The 23255-nt window shown below is 63.5% G+C and carries 19 protein-coding genes; 8 read left to right on the top strand and 11 right to left on the bottom strand.

The window, feature by feature from the left end:
- Nucleotides 1-42: 42 nt before the first annotated feature.
- Both JYP50_RS05665 and JYP50_RS05660 read right to left on the bottom strand, forming a co-directional pair.
- On the bottom strand, nt 43-1158 hold the full coding sequence (locus JYP50_RS05665; protein WP_206559512.1) for an NADH:flavin oxidoreductase: 1116 nt from the start codon (nt 1156-1158) through the stop codon (nt 43-45).
- A 108-nt stretch (nt 1159-1266) separates the two neighbouring features.
- On the bottom strand, nt 1267-1845 hold the full coding sequence (locus JYP50_RS05660) for a TetR/AcrR family transcriptional regulator (protein WP_206559511.1): 579 nt from the start codon (nt 1843-1845) through the stop codon (nt 1267-1269).
- Between the two features lie 503 nt (nt 1846-2348).
- Here JYP50_RS05660 and JYP50_RS05655 point away from each other — a divergent pair.
- The 4 genes from JYP50_RS05655 to JYP50_RS05640 are packed head-to-tail and all read left to right on the top strand — an operon-like array spanning nt 2349 to nt 5795.
- On the top strand, nt 2349-3548 hold the full coding sequence (locus JYP50_RS05655) for an ATP-binding protein (protein WP_206559510.1): 1200 nt from the start codon (nt 2349-2351) through the stop codon (nt 3546-3548).
- Nucleotides 3520-3876: an SEC-C metal-binding domain-containing protein gene (locus tag JYP50_RS05650; RefSeq protein WP_206559509.1), complete on the top strand. Its 357-nt coding sequence runs from the start codon at nt 3520-3522 to the stop codon at nt 3874-3876. Before JYP50_RS05655 ends, JYP50_RS05650 begins: the two co-directional genes overlap by 29 nt.
- A 23-nt stretch (nt 3877-3899) precedes the next feature.
- The gene (locus tag JYP50_RS05645) at nt 3900-4535 is read left to right on the top strand and encodes a hypothetical protein (RefSeq protein WP_206559508.1); all 636 of its coding nucleotides are present in this window, start codon (nt 3900-3902) and stop codon (nt 4533-4535) included.
- A gap of 6 nt (nt 4536-4541) precedes the next feature.
- Nucleotides 4542-5795 carry a hypothetical protein gene (locus JYP50_RS05640; RefSeq protein WP_206559507.1) on the top strand — a complete coding sequence of 418 codons (1254 nt, stop codon included), beginning with the start codon at nt 4542-4544 and terminating at the stop codon, nt 5793-5795.
- Between the two features lie 262 nt (nt 5796-6057).
- Here JYP50_RS05640 and guaA read toward each other — a convergent pair whose 3' ends face one another.
- Both guaA and guaB read right to left on the bottom strand, forming a co-directional pair.
- Nucleotides 6058-7635, bottom strand: a complete 1578-nt coding sequence (gene guaA, locus JYP50_RS05635; RefSeq protein ID WP_206559506.1) for a glutamine-hydrolyzing GMP synthase — start codon at nt 7633-7635, stop codon at nt 6058-6060.
- Nucleotides 7636-8031: 396 nt separating this feature from the next.
- On the bottom strand, nt 8032-9501 hold the full coding sequence (gene guaB / locus JYP50_RS05630) for an IMP dehydrogenase (RefSeq protein ID WP_206559505.1): 1470 nt from the start codon (nt 9499-9501) through the stop codon (nt 8032-8034).
- A 151-nt stretch (nt 9502-9652) separates the two neighbouring features.
- Between guaB and xseA the strand changes: the two genes are divergently transcribed.
- Nucleotides 9653-11071 carry an exodeoxyribonuclease VII large subunit gene (xseA, locus tag JYP50_RS05625; protein ID WP_206559504.1) on the top strand — a complete coding sequence of 473 codons (1419 nt, stop codon included), beginning with the start codon at nt 9653-9655 and terminating at the stop codon, nt 11069-11071.
- A gap of 218 nt (nt 11072-11289) precedes the next feature.
- Here the strand turns inward: xseA and JYP50_RS05620 are convergent, their stop codons facing one another.
- Nucleotides 11290-11937 (bottom strand): Crp/Fnr family transcriptional regulator, encoded by a 648-nt coding sequence (locus JYP50_RS05620; protein WP_206559503.1) that lies wholly within the window; start codon nt 11935-11937, stop codon nt 11290-11292.
- A 198-nt stretch (nt 11938-12135) separates the two neighbouring features.
- Here JYP50_RS05620 and JYP50_RS05615 point away from each other — a divergent pair, with 198 nt between their 5' ends.
- The 3 genes from JYP50_RS05615 to JYP50_RS05605 are packed head-to-tail and all read left to right on the top strand — an operon-like array spanning nt 12136 to nt 15478.
- A complete protein-coding gene (locus JYP50_RS05615) occupies nt 12136-13581 on the top strand; it encodes a response regulator (RefSeq protein ID WP_206559502.1) in 1446 nt (481 codons plus the stop codon).
- Nucleotides 13578-13952 carry a response regulator gene (locus tag JYP50_RS05610; protein ID WP_206559501.1) on the top strand — a complete coding sequence of 125 codons (375 nt, stop codon included), beginning with the start codon at nt 13578-13580 and terminating at the stop codon, nt 13950-13952. The genes JYP50_RS05615 and JYP50_RS05610 overlap by 4 nt, the downstream gene beginning before the upstream one ends.
- Entirely contained in the window at nt 13949-15478 is a 1530-nt protein-coding gene (locus JYP50_RS05605; protein ID WP_206559500.1) for a sensor histidine kinase, read from the top strand. The genes JYP50_RS05610 and JYP50_RS05605 overlap by 4 nt, the downstream gene beginning before the upstream one ends.
- Here JYP50_RS05605 and JYP50_RS05600 read toward each other — a convergent pair.
- From JYP50_RS05600 to thrC, 6 genes are all read right to left on the bottom strand, one after another.
- On the bottom strand, nt 15429-16040 hold the full coding sequence (locus JYP50_RS05600; protein ID WP_206559499.1) for a hypothetical protein: 612 nt from the start codon (nt 16038-16040) through the stop codon (nt 15429-15431). The genes JYP50_RS05605 and JYP50_RS05600 overlap by 50 nt on opposite strands.
- 59 nt (nt 16041-16099) lie before the next feature.
- Nucleotides 16100-17593 carry a lysine--tRNA ligase gene (lysS, locus tag JYP50_RS05595; RefSeq protein ID WP_206559498.1) on the bottom strand — a complete coding sequence of 498 codons (1494 nt, stop codon included), beginning with the start codon at nt 17591-17593 and terminating at the stop codon, nt 16100-16102.
- Between the two features lie 655 nt (nt 17594-18248).
- A protein-coding gene (prfB, locus tag JYP50_RS05590; protein WP_206559497.1) for a peptide chain release factor 2 occupies nt 18249-19347 on the bottom strand; the annotation gives its coding sequence in 2 pieces (ribosomal slippage) (nt 18249-19271 and nt 19273-19347; 1098 coding nt in all).
- A 244-nt stretch (nt 19348-19591) separates the two neighbouring features.
- Nucleotides 19592-20011, bottom strand: a complete 420-nt coding sequence (gene cueR / locus JYP50_RS05585; protein WP_206559496.1) for a Cu(I)-responsive transcriptional regulator — start codon at nt 20009-20011, stop codon at nt 19592-19594.
- A gap of 62 nt (nt 20012-20073) precedes the next feature.
- Complete coding sequence (recJ, locus tag JYP50_RS05580) at nt 20074-21813, bottom strand: single-stranded-DNA-specific exonuclease RecJ (RefSeq protein ID WP_206559495.1); 1740 nt, start codon at nt 21811-21813, stop codon at nt 20074-20076.
- A gap of 30 nt (nt 21814-21843) precedes the next feature.
- Entirely contained in the window at nt 21844-23241 is a 1398-nt protein-coding gene (gene thrC / locus JYP50_RS05575) for a threonine synthase (protein WP_206559494.1), read from the bottom strand.
- Between the last annotated feature and the right edge of the window lie 14 nt (nt 23242-23255).

Here is a 23255-nt window from a genome sequence, read left to right as displayed (position 1 = left end):
CACGCGGCGTACCCAACGGCTGCTTTTTCGGCAACTCCCGGGTTACACCAATGACGCCAAACAGGACTTGTCATACGCTTTCAGCGCCGACAGCTGCCCATCGCGAACCTGGTTGGACCAATCGGGATTGGCGATCAAGGCACGGCCAACCGCAACCAGGTCAAACTCCTTGCGATCCAGTCGTTGCAGCAGGTTGTCGAGACTGGCCGGCTCCGCCGCCTGGAAGTCCGCCGAACCGGAACCCGGTTCCGGCAGGAACTCCGCATTCAAGCCCACACTGCCGACGGTGATACAGGGCTTGCCCGTGAGCTTGCGGGTCCAGCCGGCCAGGTTCAGATCACTGCCTTCGAACTCCGGCTCCCAAAAACGGCGTGTGGAACAGTGGAAGATATCCACGCCGGCATCGACCAGCGGCTTCAGGAAACCCTCCAGGGCTTCCGGCGTGTCTACCAGGCGAGCGGTATAATCCTGCTGCTTCCACTGGGACCAGCGCAGAATAACCGGGAAATCCGGCCCCACCGCTTCACGTATGGCGGCAATGATTTCGATGGCAAAGCGGGAGCGCTGCGCCAGATCGCCGCCGTATTCGTCGTCACGCTGGTTGGTGCCCTCCCAGAAAAACTGGTCCAGCAAATAGCCGTGCGCGCCGTGAATTTCCACCGCGTCAAAGCCGATGGCTTTGGCATCCCTGGCGGCCTGCGCAAACGCCGCGACCACCTCGTCAATATCCGCCTTGGTCATCGCGTGGCCGGTCACCTTGTTCGGCACCGCCATGCCCGAGGGGCCGTAGCCCGGTGCATCACCACCCGGCTCCACCCCCGGACGGCGAATCGCACCCACGTGCCACAACTGCGGAGCAATCTTGCCGCCCTCGGCATGGACCGCGTCGACCACCTTTTTCCAGCCCGCCAACGCGTCTTCACCGGCAATCAATGGCACATCGGGGTAGCCGGAGGCCGCCTTGTGGCCCACGCAGGTCCCCTCGGTGATAATCAGGCCGACACCACCCGCGGCGCGGCGGCGGTAGTATTCCACCACCTCGTCACCCGGCACATTCCCCGGCGACATGGAACGCGTCATGGGCGCCATCACCACCCGGTTGGACAGCTCCAGATTACCCAGCGTAAAAGGCTGGAACAGACTGCTGACGTTACTCATCAATACATCTCCTTGATCAATCACCGCCCACTAACCTACTAGTAGGATGGTTAACAAAGCGTGTTTTTGATCCGCCGGATACCCGACGGATCGAAATGAACGCGAAATTTATTGCCCCAGAAGCTGGGCCTTCATTTGTGCCATGGCGGCATCGAAGACTTCACTGCCGTGCACACGGGAATACTGCAAGGCGCCCTTGCAAGTCAGCACAAACAGAATCGCCTGATCGCGCGCCGAACCGGAGAACTTGAACTCCCCGCTCTCCCGGCCCGCATCCAACAACTCGGCGATGAAATCCAGCTCGTGATCGTCCAGGCGCTTCAGCGCCGGGCGCATCGCTTCCGGCAGTGATGCAATATCCGCCTGCAAACTGCTCAGCGGGCAGATCTTGGTATCACCGCAGGCGAACTTCAGCGTCCCCCGCACATACAAATCCAGCTTCTCCTGGGCGCTGCCGGAGAAACTGCGAGTACGGGCAAACTCACGTTCATGCCACTCCTGGATCGCCTGGCACAGCGCCACGCCCAGATCCGCCTTCTTCGGGAAATGGTGATGGATACTGGCCTTGGTGATCCCCAGCTGCCCCGCCAGATCCCGATAGCTGAAATTCTCGAACCCGTGGGTTTGCAGTAATTCCAACGCCAGATCGACGATTTGCTGCTTGCGGTTTTTGGGGCGTGCTTGCATGGCGAAAATACTAACCTACTAGTAGGTTAGTTAGCAAGACAGCGCTCTTAGAACATTTTGATCCAATCTTAGATAGCCGTATGGAGAGAGGACTGGACGAGCAGTCGCTCGCCCCTGCCAAACCCTGGAGGGCCTCCCTGCTTCGGTAGGGACAACCGGCGTTCGCCCTGCTCCCTCAAACGCCGGGAGCTATTCCCACTCGATTGTAAATAAGCCTTTTTTATCTTTGAAATTCAATAGCTTATTTTCCTGCTAAACGGCAATACCATGAAAAATACCATGCTCAGAAAATCCTTCAAAATGCTCGAAAAAATTGCCGATCGAACTCTGATACACAGCACCTTAGGCAACCTTCCAAGCTTTGACTTCTAAGTGCATCCCCTCCTGCTCCTGCAGATAGTGGATCACCGCGCCAAGCGCCCACATATGGCTAATTGGTAATAACATTGACAATTAGCCACTATCTCGCATAATTCAGGCATGTAAAGCAATCAGAAGCCACCATGACCTACATCCCCCGAAACGCAGAATCGAGGCTTCAACACTTCGCCAGCGGCTATCCAGTGGTTGTGGTCACCGGCCCTCGCCAGTCGGGCAAGTCCACCTTGGTGAAACATGCCTTTCCCGATCACCATTATGTATCGCTTGAAGATCTCGACCAAAGGGAATTTGCTGAAACGGACCCGCGTGGTTTTTTGAACCAATTCAGTGGGGGCGCCATCCTGGACGAGGCGCAACGCTGCCCTGCCCTGTTTTCTTATCTCCAAACATGCGTCGATGAACGGCAACAACCCGGAGAATTTATCCTGACGGGATCCCAGCAGTTTGGCCTGTTGTCTGGCATCACGCAGAGTCTGGCCGGCAGAGCCGCATTGTTAACACTGCTACCCATGACCTACGGCGAATTAGAACGTTCAGGAAAAATCGGCAGGAACCTCGACAAGATACTCTTTGATGGAGCGTACCCCCCCATCTTCGACCGCGGACTCGAACCACACCCGTGGCAGGGTAACTATGTGCGCACTTATCTCGAACGCGACGTCCGGCAATTGATCAAGGTACAGGATCTGGGCACATTTCAACGCTTCCTGAAATTGTGCGCGGGCCGGACCGGTCAACTCCTGAACCTTTCCTCACTCGCAAATGACGCTGGTATTACACATAACACGGCCAAGGCCTGGATATCCGTGTTGGAAGCCAGTTACATCGTGCATCTGCTGCCGCCGCACCACCAGAATTTCAGTAAGCGTCTGGTCAAAACACCCAAGCTCTATTTCCTGGATACCGGCCTTGCTACCTGGTTGCTCGGCATTCAAAACAGCGAACAACTGACCGCCCATGTTCATCGAGGCGCCTTATTCGAAACCTGGGTTATCAGCGAATTGCTGAAAGCCCGTTACAACTCGGGTGAAATCTCAAACCTTTACTTCTGGCGTGATCGTTCGGGGCATGAGGTGGACCTGCTGATTGACCATGGAACCCATCTGTCACCGCTGGAAATCAAATCCGGGCAAACCATCAACAAAGATTACTTCAAGGGGCTGGAGTTCTGGCAAAAGCTGGCAGGTGAAACTGCCGGAAAGGCGTGGCTGGTTTATGGCGGTGACACCCGGCAGATACGCTCCAATGTCACTGTTCTTCCGTGGCTTGAAATCAACGCTGAGCAGATTGTAGATGAAAACACCGGCCTTCGATCGCAATAACCCCTGCCCCTGCGGCAGTGGAAAGAAATTCAAGCACTGCTGCCTGGGTAAGGGTAACGGCGCGGCATCCACTCACGGGGCAACCAGCGCGTCTGAGACTTTGCGCAATGCCCTTAAAGGCCAGCAATTCGAGTCGCTGGAAGAAGCCCAGGCATTTGTCACTCGACATGCCCAAACGCAAAATCAGCGACCGCGAGATGAATTCTACGGCCTGTCACCCGAGCAAATGCATCGATTACTGAACCAGCCGTTCAAGAGCTGGTACGCTTCCCGGAATTACCCGATGCACAACCGACCGCGCCGATTCTGCGGCTGTTCGGCTTATTGACGGATGCCATTGGCGAGCAGGGCTTGAAACCGACCGCCAAGGGCAACCTGCCGCGCAACTTCTGCCGCGAGGCCGCTCAGGTCTACTGGGGGGAGGATGCCTACCAGGAACGCACCCGTTTTGGCAATATCAATCGCGAGGACGACTTCTACGACCTGCATATCACACGCCTGATGGCCGAACTATCGGGCCTGATCCGCAAATACAAAGGGAAGTTTATTCTCAGCCGGGATTGCCGCCAGCTACTGGCCGAGGGCGGCCTGGCAGCGGTGTATCCCAGACTGTTCAGAGCCTATGTCGAACAGTTCAATTGGGCCTACCGGGACGGCCATGTGGAGTTACCCTTTATCCAGCAGTCGTTTGTATTCACTCTGTACCTGCTAACTCGCTACGGAAATACCTCACGACCACATACATTTTATGAGGAGGCATTTTTGCAGGCATTCCCGATAGTTTTGGATGACATCCCACCAAGCCCGATATTTTCTCCCGAAGAGGAACTGCGCCGCTGCTATACCTGGCGCGCACTGGTAGATTTCACAGGGTTTCTCGGGCTTGCTGAAGTAGAAAAAGTCTCCGACGAACTCCTGTGTCGCGAGTACCGGGTAAAGTCCTTACCACTGCTGGGCCGGATCGTTCAATTTCAACTCCCAAAGTAAAACTTCATGGCGAAAAAACGCAAACAGGATGACCCTTTGGCTGCCTTGCTTGAAGCCGCACCGAAAGCAAAGCTGGTTGACCTGGTCGTCCGCGTGGCCAGCACACGCCCCGCAGTCCGGCATGAATGCCTCGACTACCTGAACCGGCACACCACCCTGTCACCCAGCCAAAAGAAGCAGTCCGAGGGTGAAAAACTGCTGGCCCTGTGGAGCGAACTCGCGCCAGATCTGGAAGAACTGGATGCCTACGGCGGTGGCGACTATGGCGCAGACTTCCGTGTTTCCAGTCTGCTGCATGACATTGCGCAGGTGCTTTCCCGGAAACAAATCGATGCAGGCTACAGGCAAAAACTTCTCGACAATGCCCTGCCCTATATCAAAAGCGGTAATGCCGGCCTTGACGACGATCTCTACGATGTGGCCTATGACGCCTGTTACAGCGACGACGATTGGCGGGCACTGGCAGAAGCCTTCGAGTCCATGGGCGGGGACTGGCGACTCGACCATGCTCGGCGCATTTATCGCCAACTCGGCGATCAGGATAAATATCTCGAGCTCCGCCAGCGTAAACTGGCCACCGGCGCCGACTATCACGACCTGGCGGACTTCCACTGGAAGGCCGGTGAAAAGCAAAAGGCCATGGAAGTCGCGGAAGAAGGGCTGCGCCAGGGAAGTGGCCGCATGGATGACTTGCGTCAGTTCGTTGCCAAGCACGCCAAATCCGCCGGCAATCGCGAACGCTACCTGGAACTGCAGTTCGATCAGGCGGTCGATCATCTGACCTGCGACAAGTACAAGGCATTTAAGAAACTGTGCACTACCGGCGAGTGGAAAAGTTACGAAGAGAAAATCCTTGCGCAGTTGGAGAACGCCTGGGACACGGAGCAACTCCGTATCCGCATGCACCGCAAAGAGTACGAGGAAGCGGTGGCCGTGCTAACCCGGAGCCGCTATCCCGTCTACGCCTGGGACAGCGACTATGAACTGCAGACCGCCAGACGCCTCGAAGGCAGGTTTCCCGAAGCGATTCTCAAATACTATATATCAGGACTGGGCAACCTCAAGACCAATGCCCCACGCAAGGAATACATCCGCAAGGCACAGATAATGAAAAAAGCCTATCATGTGTTGGTTGATGTGTTGCGTGATCCGCCTCGCTGGCGGGACTTCGCACTTAAAGTCAAACAGGACAACATCAACCGTCCGGCTTTTCAGGAAGAATTCACCAAAACCATACCTGGTTGGCAGGCGCTGAAATAACACGAGGACACGCTTTTCGGCAATGGGAGTAGGCATGGTGATCAACGGTGCCCACCAGCACAATCACGCCGCGGCCGTTCAAAAGGCGATTTCTAAGCGCCGACCGCTGATACCATGATTACGCCAACCTTACACTCATGGTATTGCTGCTTTTCTTCACAAACGCAGCTGAAAATACCATGAAAAATACCATTGATGATACAGACTACATTATCAATTTTGATATTTTTACTGTTGAAAATCAATTAGTTACGAATTCCAGTCACTCCCACTCAATCGTCGCCGGCGGCTTGCTGCTCACATCGTAGGTAACCCGCGACACGCCGGAAATCTCATTGATGATGCGGTTGGAAACGGTCTCCAGCAGCTCGTAGGGCAGGTGCGCCCAGCGGGCGGTCATGAAGTCCACGGTCTCCACCGCACGCAGGGCGATGACGTACTCGTAGCGGCGGCCGTCGCCCACCACGCCGACGGACTTGACCGGCAGGAACACGGCGAAGGCCTGGCTGGTCTTGTGATACCAGTCGGCGGCGTGCAGTTCCTCGATGAAAATGGCGTCGGCGCGGCGCAGCAGGTCGGCGTAGGGTTTCTTGACCTCGCCGAGGATGCGCACGCCCAGGCCGGGGCCCGGGAAGGGGTGGCGGTAGACCATGTCGTAGGGCAGGCCCAGTTCGAGGCCGATGCGGCGCACCTCGTCCTTGAACAGCTCGCGCAGGGGCTCCACCAGCTCCAGGGCCATGTCCTCGGGCAGGCCGCCCACGTTGTGATGGGACTTGATCACATGGGCCTTGCCGGTCTTGGCGCCGGCGGACTCGATCACGTCGGGGTAGATGGTGCCCTGGGCCAGCCACTTCACGTCGCGGATGGTCGCGGCTTCCTCGTCGAATACCTCGATGAAAGTGTTGCCGATGATCTTGCGCTTCTGCTCGGGGTCGTTGACGCCGGCCAGCTTGCCCAGGAACAGCTCTTCCCTGTCGGCGCGGATGACCTTCACCCCCATGTTGTTGGCGAACATCTCCATCACCTGGTCGCCCTCGTGCAGGCGCAACAGGCCGTTGTCGACGAACACGCAGGTGAGCTGGTCGCCGATGGCTTTGTGCAGCAGCGCCGCCACCACCGAGGAATCCACGCCGCCGGACAGGCCCAGCAGCACCTTGTCGCCGCCCACCTGCTCGCGCACCCGCTCGATGGCGTCCTCGACGATGTTGGCCGGGTTCCACAGGGCTTCACAGCCGCACTGCTCCAGCACGAAATGCTCGAAGATGCGCACACCCTGCAGGGTGTGGGTCACCTCCGGGTGGAACTGGATGCCGAAGAAGGGCTTTGATTCATGCGCCATGCCGGCGATGGGGCAGGAATCGGTCTCGGCGATCACCTGGAAGCCCGGCGGCAGCTCCACCACCTTGTCGCCGTGGCTCATCCACACGTCCAGCAGGGCGGTGCCGTTGTCGGCGATGTGATCGCGGATATCGTGTAGCAGGCCGCCGTTGCCCACCTGGCGGATCTGGGCGTAGCCGAACTCGCTGGTGGGGGACGGCGACACGCCGCCGCCGAACTGCTCGGCCATGGTCTGCATGCCGTAGCAGATGCCCAGCACCGGCACGTCCAGCTCGAACACCAGCTGCGGGGCGCGGGGTGAATTCGCCGCCGCCACCGATTCCGGGCCGCCGGAGAGAATGACGCCGCTGGGCGCGAATTCACGGATCTCCTCGTCGCTCATGTCCCAGGCGCGGATTTCGCTGTACACCCCCACTTCCCGCACCCGGCGGGCGATCAGCTGGGTGTACTGGGAACCGAAGTCGAGGATGAGGATTCTGCTGGCGTGGATGTTCTTGGTCATCTGGGGTCCTGAATGTGGCCGGATTCATACGGCCGTGTGCCACGGGGTTGGTGGCCGAATGAATTCGGCCCTACAGGATCGGTGTATCCCTTTGTAGGGCGCAATTCATTGCGCCGTGTTTTGGCAGAATGAATTCGGCCCTACAGGGTCGGTGTATCCCTTTGCAGGGCGCAATTCATTGCGCCGTGTTTTGGCCGAATGAATTCGGCCCTACAGGGTTGGTGTATCCCTTTGCAGGGCGCAATTCATTGCGCCGTGTTTTGGCCGAATGAATTCGGCCCTACAGGGTTGGTGTATCCCTTTGTAGGGCGCAATTCATTGCGCCGTGTTCTGGCCGAATGAATTCGGCCCTACAGGGGGCCATGCCCCCCTATAAGTTTGGCCGGGGCGCTGTGCCTAGCGCACCGGGTAGTTCGGCGCCTCCTTGGTGATGGAGACATCGTGCACGTGGCTCTCGGACATGCCGGCCATGGTCACCCGCACGAACTCGGGACGGGTGCGCATCTCTTCCATGGTGCGGCTGCCGGTGTAACCCATGGCCGAGCGCACGCCGCCCATCAGCTGGTGGATGATCGCGGAGACCGGGCCCTTGTAGGGCACGCGGCCCTCGATGCCCTCGGGCACCAGCTTCTCGGCGCCCTTGCTGGCATCCTGGAAATAGCGGTCGGAGGAGCCCTGGGTCTTGGACATGGCGCCCAGGGAACCCATGCCGCGGTAGGCCTTGTAGGTCCGGCCCTGGTACAGCTCCACCTCGCCGGGGGCCTCCTCGGTACCGGCGAACATGCTGCCCATCATCACCGCGTGGGCGCCGGCGACCAGCGCCTTGGCGATATCGCCGGAGAAGCGGATGCCGCCGTCGGCGATCACCGGAATGTCGCGGCCCTCCAGGGCCTCGATCACATTGGCGATGGCGGAGATCTGCGGCACCCCGGTGCCGGTGACGATGCGGGTGGTGCAGATGGAGCCGGGACCGATGCCCACCTTCACCCCGTCGGCGCCGGCCTCGGCCAGGGCCAGGGCCGCGGCGCCGGTGGCGATATTGCCGCCGATCACCTGGATCGAGGGGTAGTCCGCCTTGATCTTGCGCACCCGCTCGATCACGTTGCGGGAGTGGCCGTGGGCGGTATCCACCACCAGCACGTCGACACCCGAGCGCACCAGGGCGGCCACGCGATCGTCGGTGTCGGGGCTGGTGCCCACGGAGGCCCCCACCCGCAGCTGCCCGTAGGAATCCTTGCAGGCGTGGGGGAAACTCTCGGCCTTGTCGAAGTCCTTGACGGTGATCATGCCCCGCAGGTCGAAGTCGTCGTTGACCACCAGGATCTTCTCGATGCGGTGCTGGTGCAGCAGGCGCTGGACCTCCTCGGCGCTGGCGCCCTCCTTCACCGTGACCAGCTTCTCGCGGGGGGTCATGATGCTCGACACCAGCTTGCTGGGGTCGGACTCGAAGCGCACGTCGCGGCGGGTCACGATGCCCACCAGGTCGGGGCCGTCCAGCACCGGCACGCCGGAGATGCCGTTGGCGCTGGTCAATTCGTGGAGTTCGGCGATGGTCGCGTTCTGCTGAATGGTGATGGGGTCCTTGACCACGCCACTCTCGAACTTCTTCACCCGGCGCACCTGCTCGGCCTGCTCGGCGATGGACATGCTCTTGTGGATGATGCCAATGCCGCCCTCCTGGGCCATGGCGATGGCCAGGCGCGCCTCGGTGACGGTATCCATGGCGGCGGACACCAGGGGAATGTTAAGCTCGATATCGCGGGTAAGGCGGGTTTTCAGCGACACATCGGTCGCCACCACCTCGGAGTAGCCCGGCAGTAACAGGACATCGTCGAAAGTCAGGGCTTCCTGGGCTATTCGCAGCATGGGGCACACTCTCCGGCTGGCGGGTTGAGGAAAAACGTGAAATTATAAATCCTCAGCCTACCCCAGGTAAACAAAAGTCAAGCCCACTAAATACACAAGCCAGCGCCTACACAGGCATCCATGCCACCAGCCACAGTGAAACCGTGCCCCCGTGCCCTATTCCAGAGACAGCAGCGACAGCCCTTTCAATAGCCCCCCCCCCGAGACCCTCACCGTCAGCGAGCTCAACCGGCGGGTGCGCCGGCTGCTGGAATCCAGCTTCGACTTCGTCTGGGTGGAGGGCGAGATCAGCAACTTCGCGGCGCCCTCCTCCGGCCACTGGTACTTCTCGCTGAAGGACAACGGCGCCCAGGTGCGCTGCGCGATGTTCCGCAACCGCAACCAGCGGGTGCGCTTCCGCCCCGAAAACGGCGCCCACATCCGGCTGCGCTGCCGGGTGTCGCTGTACGAGGGCCGCGGCGAGTTCCAGCTGATCGTGGAGCACATGGAGCACGCCGGGGCCGGCGCCCTGCAGGCGGCCTTCGAGCAGCTCAAGGCCAAGCTGCTGGTCGAGGGTCTGTTCGACCCGGCGCGCAAGCGCCCCCTGCCCGCGCAGATCGCGCGGCTGGGGGTCGTCACCTCGCCCACCGGCGCCGCCATCCACGACATCCTCACCGTGCTCCGGCGGCGCTGGCCGGCCATGGAAGTCTACATTCTGCCGGTGGCGGTGCAGGGCGAGGCCGCCGCCGGCGAAATCGTCGCCGCCATCGAGCGCGCCAACCGGCTCGCCGCCAGTGGCGAGGTGGCGCTGGACGCGCTGATCGTGGGCCGCGGCGGCGGTTCGCTGGAAGATTTGTGGGCCTTCAACGAGGAAGTGGTGGCCCGGGCCATCGCCGCGAGCACGCTGCCGGTGGTCAGCGCGGTGGGCCACGAGGTGGATTTCACCATTGCCGACATGGTCGCCGACGCGCGCGCGGCCACCCCCTCGGCGGCAGCGGAACTGCTCAGCCCCGACCGCGAGGAGTGGCTGCTGCGCCTGCAACAACTGGAGCGCAACCTGCAACGGCAGATGCAACGCCACCTGGCCGAGGCCCGGCGCCACCTGGAACACCTGCAAAAGCGCCTGCGCCACCCCGGCCAACAGCTGCGCGAGCAGGCCCAGCGGCTGGACGAGCTGGAGCAGCGCCTGGTCCGCGCCCAGCACCACCAGCTACAGCGCCGCCGTGGCGAACTCGCCCTGCTGGAGAGCCGCCTGCAGGCGCGCTCGCCGCTACCGCGCATCCAGCGCCTGGGCGACGAACTGCGGGGACTCCAGCAGCGCCTGGAGGCGGCCATGCGGCGCAAGCTGCAACTCGCCGCCAGCCAGCTGTCCCACCTGGGCCAACTACTGGATTCGGTAAGCCCGCTGGCCACCCTGGACCGCGGCTACGCGATCCTCACCACCGACGGGCAGCAAGTGGTCCGCGACGCCCGGGCGGTCGCGCCGGGTCAGCGCCTGGAAGCGCGCCTGGCGCGGGGGCGCCTGGAACTCACGGTGGATGCCGTGCTAGATAACGAGAAAGGCGACGACGATCAGCAGCGCCGTGAATGAGGCTGTACCGAGCAGGACTGTTTCCGCGACATCGTACTTCTGTGCCATAGCGAACCCTCCCCCTGTCGATACCGGCTCGACGCCGGCCATCGCAGGCAGTCGCGGGTGCCGCAGGCGACCCGCCAGACTAAGCCTAGCAGGCCCGCCGCGAATCGCGGGGGAATTTTCCCGGAGAATGTCGCGCGGCCCGGCATTGACACCCGGGCCGGTGGAGAGGACTAATATTTCGCCGGTAAGCGAGTATTAATTATGATATGCCGGCCCTCGAAGCGGATGTACTCGCCGATGGTGAGGTCCTTGAGGATGCGCGCCACCATTTCCCGGGAGGCGCCCACCCGGTCGGCGATATCCTGCTGGGTGAGCTTTTCCGGGATATAGAGCGTGCCGTCGCCGCGCTCCTCGGAGAGGTCCATCAGCACGTTCGCCACCCGGCCGTACACGTCCTGCAGTGCCAGGCTCTTGACGTCGGCGGTGAGCTTGCGCACCCGCTGGGCGAGATTGCGGATCAGCTGGCGACTGATGTTCGGGTACTGGTCCAGCACCCGGCTGAAGTCGTCCTTGTAGATGATGCAGAACGAGGACTTCTCCACCGTGCGCACGGAGGCGGAGCGCACCGAGTCGTCCAGCAGGGCCAGTTCGCCGAAGTAATCGCCGGCGCCCTGGGTATTCATAATGAATTCCTTGCCGTTCTTGTCGCTGCAATACACCTTGACCTTGCCGCTCTCGATAATGAACAGCGAATCCGCAGGATCGTTCTCGTGGATGACCACCGTATTCTTGGGGAACGACCTGCTGGTACTGCTGGAAGCCAGTGCATCCAATTCTTCCCGGGACAAGCCCTGAAAGATTTCTACCTGTTGCAACATGCGTTCTGTACCTGCCCCGTGTTGAGCCTAGTCCCTGTAGCTACGCGCCAATAGTACCCCAAAGTCCCATGATTGCGCACCCGTGGGGGCGCAAAACGGCGCCCCTATACCACTGTGACGAATCAATCCGGCGTTTCCACACCCCCACGCGCCTCGTTATACTCACAACCCGGCACCGACTGCAGGACAAAACCACGCGTGAGCAGCATTTCCCCACAGGCCTCATCCCTCTGGAGCGACGCCCTGCTGCGCGCCCTGATCGAACTGCGGGAATTCTACGGCCGGCTGGAGAGCGCGCTCGACGCCGACGCCCGGGAGGATTTCGGCAAGCTGTTCGAGAGCGCCGATCGCCTGGAACGGGTCATTGGCGGCGGCCAGGACCGCGAGGGCCGCCACGACCTGATGAACGTGCTGTCGGCGATCCGCGGCTACGCCGAAATGCTGCAGGAGGACGTTGGCGCGCACCAGGCGGAACTGGGCGACAGCCTGACCCGCCTGCTGATGGCCATTCGCACCGCCGACGCCGGCGGGGAATCCTCGGCGGTATCGCGCCGGCCCGCCATCACCTCCGAACCCGGCTTCATCCTCGCGGTGGACGACCGCCGGGAGAACCGCGAGCTGGTGGCGCGCTACCTGGCGCGCTCCGGCCACCTGGTGGTGACCGCCGCCAGCGGCGAGGAGGCCCTGCGCACCCTGGAGCAATCCGACGTGGACGTGGTGCTGCTGGACCTGGTGATGCCGGAAATGGACGGCCGCGAGGTGCTCAGGCGCATCAAGGAGCACGAGGACTGGCGCGCGACGCCGGTGATCGTGATCTCCGGCCACCAGGACATGGAAGACATCATCGACTGCATCGAGGCCGGCGCCGACGACTACCTGTTCAAACCCTTTAACCCGGTACTTTTGCAGGCGCGCATCAAGGCGGGCATCGAGCGCAAGCGCTGGCACGACCGCGAGGAACTCTACCGGCAGCAGCTCGAGCGCAGCGAGAAATTCATCCGCGCCACCTTTGGGCGGTACCTGTCGGACGAGATCGTCACCGACATCCTCGAGCGCCCTGAGGGCCTGGAGCTGGGCGGCGACTTGCGGGAGGTGACCATCATGATGTCGGACATCCGCGGTTTCACCACCCTGAGCGAGCACCTGGAGCCGGCCCAGGTGGTGCGCATGCTCAACCGCTACCTGGGGGCGATGACCGACATCATCATGGCCCACCAGGGCACCATCGACGAGTTTCTCGGCGACGCCATCCTGGCGGTGTTCGGCGCCCCGCTACAGCGCGACGACGACGCCGACCGGGCGGTGCGCTGCGCCCAGGCCATGCAGGCGGCCATGGCCGGCATCAACGCCGAGAACCGGGCCGAGGGCCTGCCGGAGGTACAAACCGGCATCGCCCTCAACACCGGCTGCGTGATCGCCGGCAATATCGGCTCCGAGCGCCGCAGCAAGTACGGCTTCGTGGGGCACCCGATGAACGTCACCTCGCGTATCGAGGACCACTGCGCCGGCGGCGAGATCCTGGTCGCCGACAGCACCCTGCAAAAACTCAGCGGCCACTACGCCGTCGGCGATCGCCGCAGCCTGAAGGTCAAGGGCATTCACCAACCGGTGGTGGTGCACCGGCTGCTGGAGGCGAACTCATGAGCGAGACACGCCCGGTCCTGCTGGTGGAGGACAACGAACTCAACCGCGACATGCTGACCCGGCGCCTGAAACGCGCGGGGCTGGCGGTGATCGCCGCCGGCGACGGCGCCGAGGCGCTGCGACTGATGGCGGAATCCGCTCCCGCGGTGGTGCTGATGGACATGAACCTGCCGGTGATGGACGGATGGACCGCCTGCCGCCGGGCCCGCGAGGACGCGCGCCTGCGCCACATCCCGATCATCGCCCTCACCGCCCACGCCATGGAAGCCGACCGCCGCAGCGCCCTCGAGGCCGGCTGCGACGACTACGCCACCAAGCCCATCGATTTCCCTGGCCTGCTGGCCAAAATAGAGAAGCTCTCCGCTGAATGAGCCTGCGCCGCCGACTCACACTATCGCTGTTCACGATCCTGATCCTGTTCGCGGCCAACGTGGGCACCCATTTCTGGGGCAGCTACGCGCGGAACGAGAGCATGATCGCCTACCGCAACTCGGTCACCGCGGCGCAGCTTTCCACCGAGGTGGAGCAGCTGCTGGACAACCAGCGCCAGCAGATCCTGGTACTGGCCACCCTGCGCGAAACCACCAGCGACCCGCTCGAACCGCGGGAGCTGGCCCAGGCGGAGGCCGATATCGCCAGCGTTCGCGGCAAAATCAGGCAGTTGGGCGATCTCAGCCACGAGGTCACCCAGCACCACTACCAAAAGCTGTGGCAGAGCAGCAACACCCTGCTGGACGGCTGGCTGGCCTACTACCGCAACTACAATGACCCGGACTTTCGCGCCGACATGGACGACCCCATCCCCTTCCTGGAGGCCAACCAGCGGCTGAAGGAGCTGGAGCAACGCCAGGCGTTCATCGCGGTGCAGCGGGCCAATATCATCGACCGCACCATCGCCCTCACCGACCGCATCACGGTGATCGGCTTCCTGGCGTCGATCTTTCTCACCGCGACCCTGGGCTTCTTCCTGGTGCGCTACACCAACCGCTCGCTCAAGCGGCTGAAAACCGGCACCCAGCGCATCGGCAGCGGCGAGCTGAACTACCGCATCAATAACATCGACGACAGCGGCGAACTGGGCGATCTGGCCAAGGCCTTCAACGACATGGCCGACAAACTGCGCAACGCCATCTACGACGTGCGCCAGGCCAAGGAAGCGGCGGACGAGGCCAATGCCGCCAAGAGTATCTTCCTGGCCAATGTCAGCCACGAACTGCGCACGCCGCTCAACGCCATTATCGGCTACAGCGAAATGCTGCACGACGAACTGGACGACAACGCCGAGGTCGACCGCGAGCAGTTCCAGCGCGACCTGGACAAAATCGTGCTCTCCGGCCGCCAGCTGCTGTCACTGATCAACGATATCCTCGACCTGTCGAAGATCGAAACCGGCAAGATGTCGGTGCACTGCGAGGACTTCGACCCCGCGGAAATCCTGCGCCAGGTGTGCGATTCCATGCAGCCGCTGTTGCTGGAGCGCGGCAACCGCCTGCACCTGGAGGGGCTTGAAACCCTCCGCCCCCTGCACAACGACGCCACCAAATTCCGCCAGATCTTTTTCAACCTGCTCAGCAACGCCTGCAAGTTCACCGAGGGCGGCGACATACGCCTGCTGGCGCGGCCGCGGCCAGGTCGCGAGGGCTGGTTTGAATTCGCGGTGAGCGACACCGGCATCGGCATGGACCAGGAGCAGCAGGCGCGGATTTTCGACGCTTTCGTACAGGCCGACTCCTCCACCAGCGCCAACTACGGCGGCACCGGTCTGGGGCTGGCCATCTGCAGGGATTACAGCGAGTTGATGGGCGGCGATATCGCGGTGCGCAGCCAACCCGGCAAGGGCGCGACCTTTACTGTCGAGCTCCCCGCTGACCGAGAGTCAGCTCCCGCAGCCGCTTGAGGGCCTCCTCGCGCTTGGCGAGATCCTCCTGAAGGGTGGCGTTGCTGGCCTCCAGGGCGGTGATGTGCCGGTCGAGCAGCATGAAGGCTTCCAGCGAGTCGCGCATTAGCAGGCTCTGCTCGTGCACCTGCATGCTGCCGCTGTAGGCCGCCTCCAGGCTGCCCCAGCTGGTGCGCGCGGCTTCCGGGTCGAAGAACGGGCTGCCGGGCAACATGCTGACATAGGCGATGCCGATCGCCGCCTCCCAGTCGGCTTCCGGGGAAGATTCCAGGCGCTGGTAGCGCTGGAAGTACTGCACCGCGTCGATATGCTCGCCCCGGGCCAGGGCGGCGTAGCCCCGCTCCAGGAAGGTCAGGTCGCGGGACTCGGTCTCCGCGGCGTCGACCACGCAGCGGCAGTCCTCGCGCTGCCTGGGCAGGTTGAGGGTGAGCTCGGGAACCGCTTGCGGTTGCTCGGAGACCGCAGCTTCCATTTCGGCGTCCGGCGCCGTAGCGCAGGCCTGCAACAGGCCGGCAGCCGCCAGCAGCATCGCCACGGGTAATTGCCTGGTCAGTGTCGCCATCGTCTCACGTTTCCTTGCCATCGCGCCCAGTGTAACACTATCGCCGCGCGGGACCGCCGCTATTGGGGCCGCATGTGCGGGAACAGCAGCACGTCGCGAATCGACGGCGAGTCGGTCAACAGCATCACCAGGCGGTCGATGCCGATACCCTCGCCGACGGTGGGCGGCATGCCGTATTCCAGTGCGCGCACGTAGTCGGCGTCGTAGTGCATCGCCTCCTCGTCGCCGGCGTCTTTCTCTGCCACCTGGGCGCGAAAGCGCTCGGCCTGGTCCTCGGCGTCGTTGAGTTCGGAGAAGCCGTTGGCGATTTCCCGGCCGCCGACGAAGAACTCGAAGCGTTCGGTCACGAAGGGGTCGTCGTCGCTGCGCCGCGCCAGGGGCGAGACCTCGGTCGGATAGGCGGTGATGAAGGTGGGTTGGTCGAGCCGGTGCTCCACGGTCTTCTCGAAAATCTCGATCTGCACCTTGCCCAGGCCCCAGCTGTCCTTGAGTTCGATACCCAGGCCGCGGGCGATGTCCCGCGCCGCCTGGTCGTCGCCCAGCTGGTCCGCCTTGATATCCGGATTGTAGTGGAGGATGGCGTCGAACACGGTCATCCGCGCGAAGGGCCTGGCGAAGTCGTAGCTGCTGCCCTGGTACTCGACCGTGGTGTTGCCGAGCACGTTGGCGGTCAGCTCGCGCAGCATGTCCTCGGTCAGGTCCATGGCGTCGTTGTGATCGGCGTAGGCCCAGTAGAACTCCAGCATGGTGAACTCGGGGTTGTGCCGGGTGGACAGGCCCTCGTTGCGGAAGTTGCGGTTGATCTCGTAGACCCGCTCGAAACCGCCCACCACCAGGCGCTTGAGGTAGAGCTCCGGGGCGATACGCAGGTACATGTCCAGATTCAGCGCGTTGTGGTGGGTGACGAAGGGCTTGGCCGCGGCGCCGCCGGGGATGACCTGCATCATGGGGGTTTCCACCTCCATGAAGGCGCGGCCGTTCATGTAGTCGCGGATAAAGCCGACAATCCGCGAACGGGTGCGGAACACCTCCCGGGACTCGGCGTTCACGATCAAATCGACATAGCGCTGGCGGTAGCGCAGCTCCTGGTCCGCCAGGCCGTGGTATTTGTCGGGCAGCGGGCGCAGGGCCTTGGTCAGCAGGCGCGCCTGCTCCATGTTGATGTACAAATCGCCCTTGCCGGATTTATGGATGGGGCCGGCGGCGGCGACGATGTCGCCCAGGTCCCAGGCCTTGATCGCCGCCAGGGTGTCCTCGTCGAGGGCCTTGCGGTTCACGTACAGCTGGATTTGCTCGGAGCCGTCCTGGATCAGCAAAAACGCCCCGCGATTGCGGATCAGGCGCCCGGCCACCGCATAGTGCTGGTTCAGCTCCTCCAGCTCGGCCTTGTCGCGTTCGCCGTACTCGCGCTGCAGGTCGCCCGCCAGCGCGGTGCGCCGGAAGTCGTTGGGGAAGGGGTTACCGCTCTCGCGCAACGCGGCGAGTTTGGCGCGCCGCTCGGCGATGAGCTTGTTTTCCTCTTCCGCGCTGGGGATGTTGTGGTCGTCGCTCATAGTTTCCAATTCCTGTCTGTCCGGCCGGGTTATGGGCCCGGATGGAGGCCTGTTGTCTGTCCTGCTAGGGTCGCGGCTTGGCGCGCTGTTATCGGCCGAATGCATTCGGCTCTACATGTGGGCGGGCTGGCCCGTCCTTGGTCGAATGAATTCGACCCTACATTGGGGCGGGCTGGCCCGTCCTTGGTCGAATGAATTCGACCCTACATGGGGCGGGCTGGTCCGTCCTTGGTCGAATGAATTCGACCCTACATGAGGCGGGCTGGTCCGTCCTTGGTCGAATGAATTCGACCCTACATGGGGCGGGCTGGTCCGCCCTTGGTCGAATGAATTCGACCCTACATGGGGCGGGCTGGTCCGTCCTTGGTCGAATGAATTCGACCCTACATGGGGCGGGCTGGTCCGTCCTTGGTCGAATGAATTCGACCCTACATGGGGCGGGCTGGCCCGTCCTTGGTCGAATGAATTCGACCCTACATGGGGCGGGCTGGCCCGTCCTTGGTCGAATGAATTCGACCCTACATGGGGCGGGCTGGTCCTCCCTTGGTCGAATGAATTCGACCCTACATGGGGCCTGCGGGTCCTACAGGGGGATGTGCTTGCCCGCTGTAGGGTCGAATTCATTCGACCGAATTACTCCGCAAACCACCCGCCCTCACAACCCGCTTTTCAGCGATGCCTCGATAAACGGGTCGATATCGCCGTCCAGCACCGCCTGGCAATTGCTGGTCTGGACGTTGGTGCGCAAATCCTTGATGCGCTGGTCATCGAGCACGTAGGAGCGGATCTGGCTGCCCCAGCCGATATCCGCCTTGCTCTCCTCCATGGCCTGCTTCGCCGCGTTGCGCTTGAGTATCTCCTGCTCGTACAGGCGGGCGCGCAGCATCTTCCAGGCCTTGTCGCGGTTCTGGTGCTGGGAGCGCTCGCTCTGGCAGGCCACCACGATGCCGCTGGCCTCGTGGGTCAGGCGCACCGCGGAGTCGGTCTTGTTGACGTGCTGGCCGCCGGCCCCGGAGGCGCGGTAGGTATCCTCGCGCACCTGGGACTTGTCGACCTCGATCTCGATATTGTCGTCGATCTCCGGTGACACGAAGACCGAGCTGAAGGAGGTGTGCCGGCGGTTGCCCGAATCGAAGGGCGACTTGCGCACCAGCCGGTGCACCCCGGTCTCGGTGCGCAGCCAGCCGAAGGCGTGATCGCCGGCGAAGTGGATGGTGGCGCTCTTGATGCCGGCAACCTCCCCCGCGGACACCTCTTCCAGGGTGGTCTTGAAGCCGTGGGCCTCGCCCCAGCGCAGGTACATGCGCAGCAGCATCTCCGCCCAGTCCTGGGCCTCGGTGCCGCCGGAGCCCGCCTGGATGTCGAGGAAGGCGTTATTGCCGTCGTTCTCGCCGCTGAACATGCGGCGGAATTCGAGCTGTTCCAGGGACTTCACCAGGGTGTCGATGTCGGCGGCGACCTCCTGCACGGTATCCTCGTCGTCCTCCGCCGCGGCCATTTCCAGCAGGTCGGCGGCATCGGCGGCGCCGGCCTCGAGCTGCTCAATGGTGTGGACCACCGCTTCCAGGGCGGCGCGCTCGCGGCCCAGCTCCTGGGCCCGGTCCGGGTCGTCCCACACGCTGGGCTCGGCCAGCTCCAGCTCTACCTCCGCGAGGCGGTCCTTGCGGTTGGCGAAGTCAAAGATACCCCCTAAGCACGTCGGTGCGCGCCTCGATGTCCTTGAGGGTCTGCAGCAGGGCGTTGGTCTCTGCCATGACGATGGGCACTCCTGTCAAAAAGGCGCGCATTTTAACCGAAAATGCGCCTGTTTCGCACTGTTCGTGCGGGGAGGGGCGGTCGAATGAATTCGACCCTACAGTGGCTTGCGCCCCTTTGTAGGGCGGAATTTATTCCGCCAAACGGCGGTCGGTCGAATGAATTCGACCCTACAGTGGCTTGTGCCCCTTTGTAGGGCGGAATTTATTCCGCCAAACGGGGGCTGGTCGAATGAATTCGACCCTACAGTGGCTTGTGCCCCGCTCCTGGACAGGTTGTTCCCGAGAGGTCGTCGAGGATGGCGCACTCCGGGCCCTCGTCGCCGTTGCAGCGACGGGCCATGTCGTCCAGTTGGCGCTGCATGGCCTGCAGCTCCTCGATGCGCCGGCGGACCTGCCGGCCCTTCTCCAGCACCAGCTCCCGGGCGTGTGCGCTGTGGCGGCCGTGGTCGCGCAGCAGTTCCAGCAACTGCCGGCACTCACCCAGATCGAAACCCACCTGCCGGGCCCGGGACAGGAACAGCAGCTCTTCCAGATCGCTCTCCTGGTACTGGCGGTAGCCGTTGTCGGCCCTTGCGGCGGGGATCACCAGGCCGATCTGCTCGTAGTAGCGGATGGTCTTGGCGCTGAGGCCGCTCTGGCGGGCCGCTTGCGAGATATTCATGGGCTGCGACACTCCTTCCAGTGACTCTGACGGGAAGCTTAAACCTTCCAGCCACTAGAAGGTCAAGGGGCGCGTTCGAGCAGTTCGATCACCAGCTGCACCGAGCGCTGGCCGCGAAATTCGTTCACGTCCAGGCGGTAAGCGGCGCGGACCGTGGTCACCGACTCATCGGGCCACTGCGCGGGGTCGATGTTGAAGGCAATGGCGTCGACCACGGTGTCGCTGTCCGGCAGGGCCAGCACCAACTTAAGGTGGCGCTCACCGACCAGGCGCTGGCTGACCATGCGGAAGTGGCCATCGAATACCGGCTCGGGGAAGTGCTGGCCCCAGGGGCCGGCAAAGCGCAGGGTGGCCGCGGTGTCCAGGTCGAAATCCGCCGGACGCAGCTCGCCGTCGGACTCCACCACCGCCTGCAGGTCCACCGCCCCCGCGTGGCGGGCCACTTCCTCGACAAAGGCTGTGTTGAAGTCCGTGTAGCGCTCGCGCGGCAGGCTGAGCCCCGCGGCCATGGCGTGGCCACCAAATTTGCTGATCAGGCCGGGGTGGCGGGTGGCCACCGCGTCGAGCACGTCGCGGATATGGATACCGGGGATCGAGCGGGCGGAGCCCTTGATCTCGCGACCCGCGTCATCGGCATTGGCAAAGGCGATCGTGGGACGGTGCAGGCGATCCTTGACCCGCGAGGCGAGGATGCCGATCACCCCCTGGTGCCAGTCCGGCTCGTAGAGGGTCACCGCCATGGGCGGGCCGGCCTCGTCCAGGTCCAGGGACTCCAGCATGGTCAGCGCCTGCTGCTGCATGCCCTGCTCGATCGCGCGCCGGTCCTGGTTGAGCTGGTGCAGCTCCCCGGCGATGCGGCGGGCATTGCCCGCATCGGCGCTGAGCAGGCACTCGATACCGATACTCATGTCGTCGAGGCGGCCGGCGGCGTTCAGCCGCGGCCCGGCGGCAAAGCCCAGGTCCGAGGCCACCACGGAGTGCGCGGCGCGGCCCGCCACCTCCAGCAACGCCGCGATGCCGGGCCGCGCGCGGCCGGCGCGAATGCGCTTGAGTCCGGCGTCGACGAGGATGCGGTTGTTGCGATCCAGCGGCACCACGTCGGCCACCGTGCCCAGGGCCACCAGGTCCAGGGCCTGGCCCAGATTGGGCTCAATGATGCCCCGGGCGCCGAACCAGTCGCGCCGGCGCAGCTCCGCCCGCAGGGCCATCATCACATAGAAGATAACCCCCACTCCCGCCAGGGCCTTGCTGGGGAAGGCGCAGTCCGGCTGGTTGGGGTTGACGATCACCTCCGCCGCGGGCAGCTCGGCGCCGGCGAGGTGGTGGTCGGTCACCAGGGTGCGAATACCCCGCGCCCGGGCCGCCGCCACCCCCTCGATACTGGAGATGCCGTTGTCCACGGTGATGATCAGGTCCGGCGCGCGCTGCGCCGCCAGGTCGACGATTTCCGGGGTGAGGCCGTAGCCGTAGTCGAAGCGGTTGGGCACCAGGTAGTCGACATCGACGGCGCCGAAGGCCCTCAGGGTGCTCACCGCCAGCGCGGTGCTGGTGGCGCCATCGGCGTCGAAATCGCCCACCACCAGGATGCGCTGCCGCGCGGCCAGCGCCTCGGCGAGCAGCACCGCCGCCTCCTCGGCGCCGGTGAGCCGGGTCGGGGGCAACAGGGATTTCAGGTCGAGGCCCAGCTCCTCGGCCGAGGCGGCGCCCCGGTTGCGGTAGACCCGCGCCAGCAGGGGGTGCAGGCCGGCCGCTTCCAGGGGCGCCGGGTCGGCGGCTCGCCGGCGACGGATTTGCCGTTCCATCTCAGCCCCCGTGCTCGCGTGGGCCGGACATCAGGCGCCGAGGTTATCCGCCATGAAGGCCTGCACCGCGGCCAGGTCGTTGGGCAGCACCTCGCAGCGCTCGGGGCGCTCGAACAGGTCGCGCAGGTGCAACGGCAGGCCGGGCGTGTCGCCGACCCCCGCCTTCGCCACCGCCTCGGGGAACTTGGCTGGATGGGCCGTGGCCAGGGTGACAACCGGCACCGCCGGATCGAGCCCGGCGCTCTGCGCTGCGTTGACGCCAATGGCGCTGTGCGGATCGAGCAGGTATTCGCAGCGCTCCCAGGTGGCGGCGATCTGCGCGCAGGTCTCCTCGTCGGACACCCGGTGGCTGGAAAACAGCGCCGACGCGCGGGCCATGGCCGCCTCGGAGAAGTGGACATCACCTGCGTCGAAGTCGCGCATCAGCCCGGCAATGGCGGCGCCGTCGCGATCGTAGAGGTCGAACAGCAGGCGCTCGAAGTTGCTGGACACGGTGATATCCATGCTCGGCGACAGGGTGTGCTCCAGCGGCTGGCGGCCGTAGGTGTGGGTGGTCATCACCCGATGCAGCACGTCGTTGGTGTTGGTGGCGATGATCAGGCGCTCCACCGGCAGCCCCATGTTGCGCGCCAGGTAGCCGGCAAAGATGTCGCCGAAGTTGCCGGTGGGCACCGAGAAGGCCACCCGGCGATCCGGCGCGCCCAGCGCCACCCCCGCGTAAAAGTAGTACACGATCTGGGCCATGATGCGCGCCCAGTTGATCGAGTTGACCGCCACCAGGCTGCGGTCCGCGGGCAGGAAGCCGCGGTCGCCGAAGCTGGCCTTGACCATCGCCTGGCAGTCGTCGAAGTTACCCTGCACCGCCAGGTTGTGGATGTTGTCGCCCACCACGGTGGTCATCTGCCGCCGCTGCACCTCGGACACCCGTTGGTGCGGGTGCAAAATAAAGATATCGATGTTGTTGCAGCGCTTGCAGCCCTCGATGGCCGCGGAACCGGTATCACCGGAGGTCGCGCCCATGATCACCACTTTCTGGTGGCGCCGCTCCAGTACGTAGTCGAGCAGGCGGCCCAGCAGTTGCAGCGCGAAATCCTTGAACGCCAGGGTCGGGCCGTGGAACAGTTCCAGCACCCACTGGTTGGCGCCCAGCTGCACCAGCGGCGCCACGGCGTCATGGCGGAAGGCGGCGTAGGTGTCGACGATGATCGCCTTCAGGTCGTCCTCGGGAATGCTGTCGGCCACGAAGGGGGCGATGATGCGCTGGGCCAGCGCCGGGTAGTCCAGCGCGGCCATGTCGCGGATTTCCTGCGCCGAGAAGGTCGGCAGGGTTTCCGGCACATAGAGCCCGCCGTCGGCGGCGAGCCCGGTGAGCAGGACTTCCTCGAAACTGAGTGCGGGGGCCTGCCCCCGGGTGCTGATGTATTTCACGGCTGTTTCCTGTG

The sequence above is a fragment of the Parahaliea mediterranea genome (assembly GCF_017255185.1).
Lineage (GTDB): Bacteria > Pseudomonadota > Gammaproteobacteria > Pseudomonadales > Halieaceae > JAFKCZ01.
The sequence above is the reverse complement of the archived record's forward strand: the minus strand, read 5'-3'. Positions and strand labels throughout refer to the sequence as shown.

Bases quoted from the DNA above. Each gene is read 5' to 3' on its own strand.
- JYP50_RS05665 (WP_206559512.1), bottom strand. From the start codon at position 1,158: ATGAGTAACGTCAGCAGTCTGTTCCAGCCTTTTACGCTGGGTAATCTG.
- JYP50_RS05660 (WP_206559511.1), bottom strand. From the start codon at position 1,845: ATGCAAGCACGCCCCAAAAACCGCAAGCAGCAAATCGTCGATCTGGCG.
- JYP50_RS05655 (WP_206559510.1), top strand. From the start codon at position 2,349: ATGACCTACATCCCCCGAAACGCAGAATCGAGGCTTCAACACTTCGCC.
- JYP50_RS05650 (WP_206559509.1), top strand. From the start codon at position 3,520: ATGAAAACACCGGCCTTCGATCGCAATAACCCCTGCCCCTGCGGCAGT.
- JYP50_RS05640 (WP_206559507.1), top strand. From the start codon at position 4,542: ATGGCGAAAAAACGCAAACAGGATGACCCTTTGGCTGCCTTGCTTGAA.
- guaA (WP_206559506.1), bottom strand. From the start codon at position 7,635: ATGACCAAGAACATCCACGCCAGCAGAATCCTCATCCTCGACTTCGGT.
- guaB (WP_206559505.1), bottom strand. From the start codon at position 9,501: ATGCTGCGAATAGCCCAGGAAGCCCTGACTTTCGACGATGTCCTGTTA.
- JYP50_RS05620 (WP_206559503.1), bottom strand. From the start codon at position 11,937: ATGTTGCAACAGGTAGAAATCTTTCAGGGCTTGTCCCGGGAAGAATTG.
- JYP50_RS05610 (WP_206559501.1), top strand. From the start codon at position 13,578: ATGAGCGAGACACGCCCGGTCCTGCTGGTGGAGGACAACGAACTCAAC.
- JYP50_RS05605 (WP_206559500.1), top strand. From the start codon at position 13,949: ATGAGCCTGCGCCGCCGACTCACACTATCGCTGTTCACGATCCTGATC.
- JYP50_RS05600 (WP_206559499.1), bottom strand. From the start codon at position 16,040: ATGGCGACACTGACCAGGCAATTACCCGTGGCGATGCTGCTGGCGGCT.
- lysS (WP_206559498.1), bottom strand. From the start codon at position 17,593: ATGAGCGACGACCACAACATCCCCAGCGCGGAAGAGGAAAACAAGCTC.
- cueR (WP_206559496.1), bottom strand. From the start codon at position 20,011: ATGAATATCTCGCAAGCGGCCCGCCAGAGCGGCCTCAGCGCCAAGACC.
- recJ (WP_206559495.1), bottom strand. From the start codon at position 21,813: ATGGAACGGCAAATCCGTCGCCGGCGAGCCGCCGACCCGGCGCCCCTG.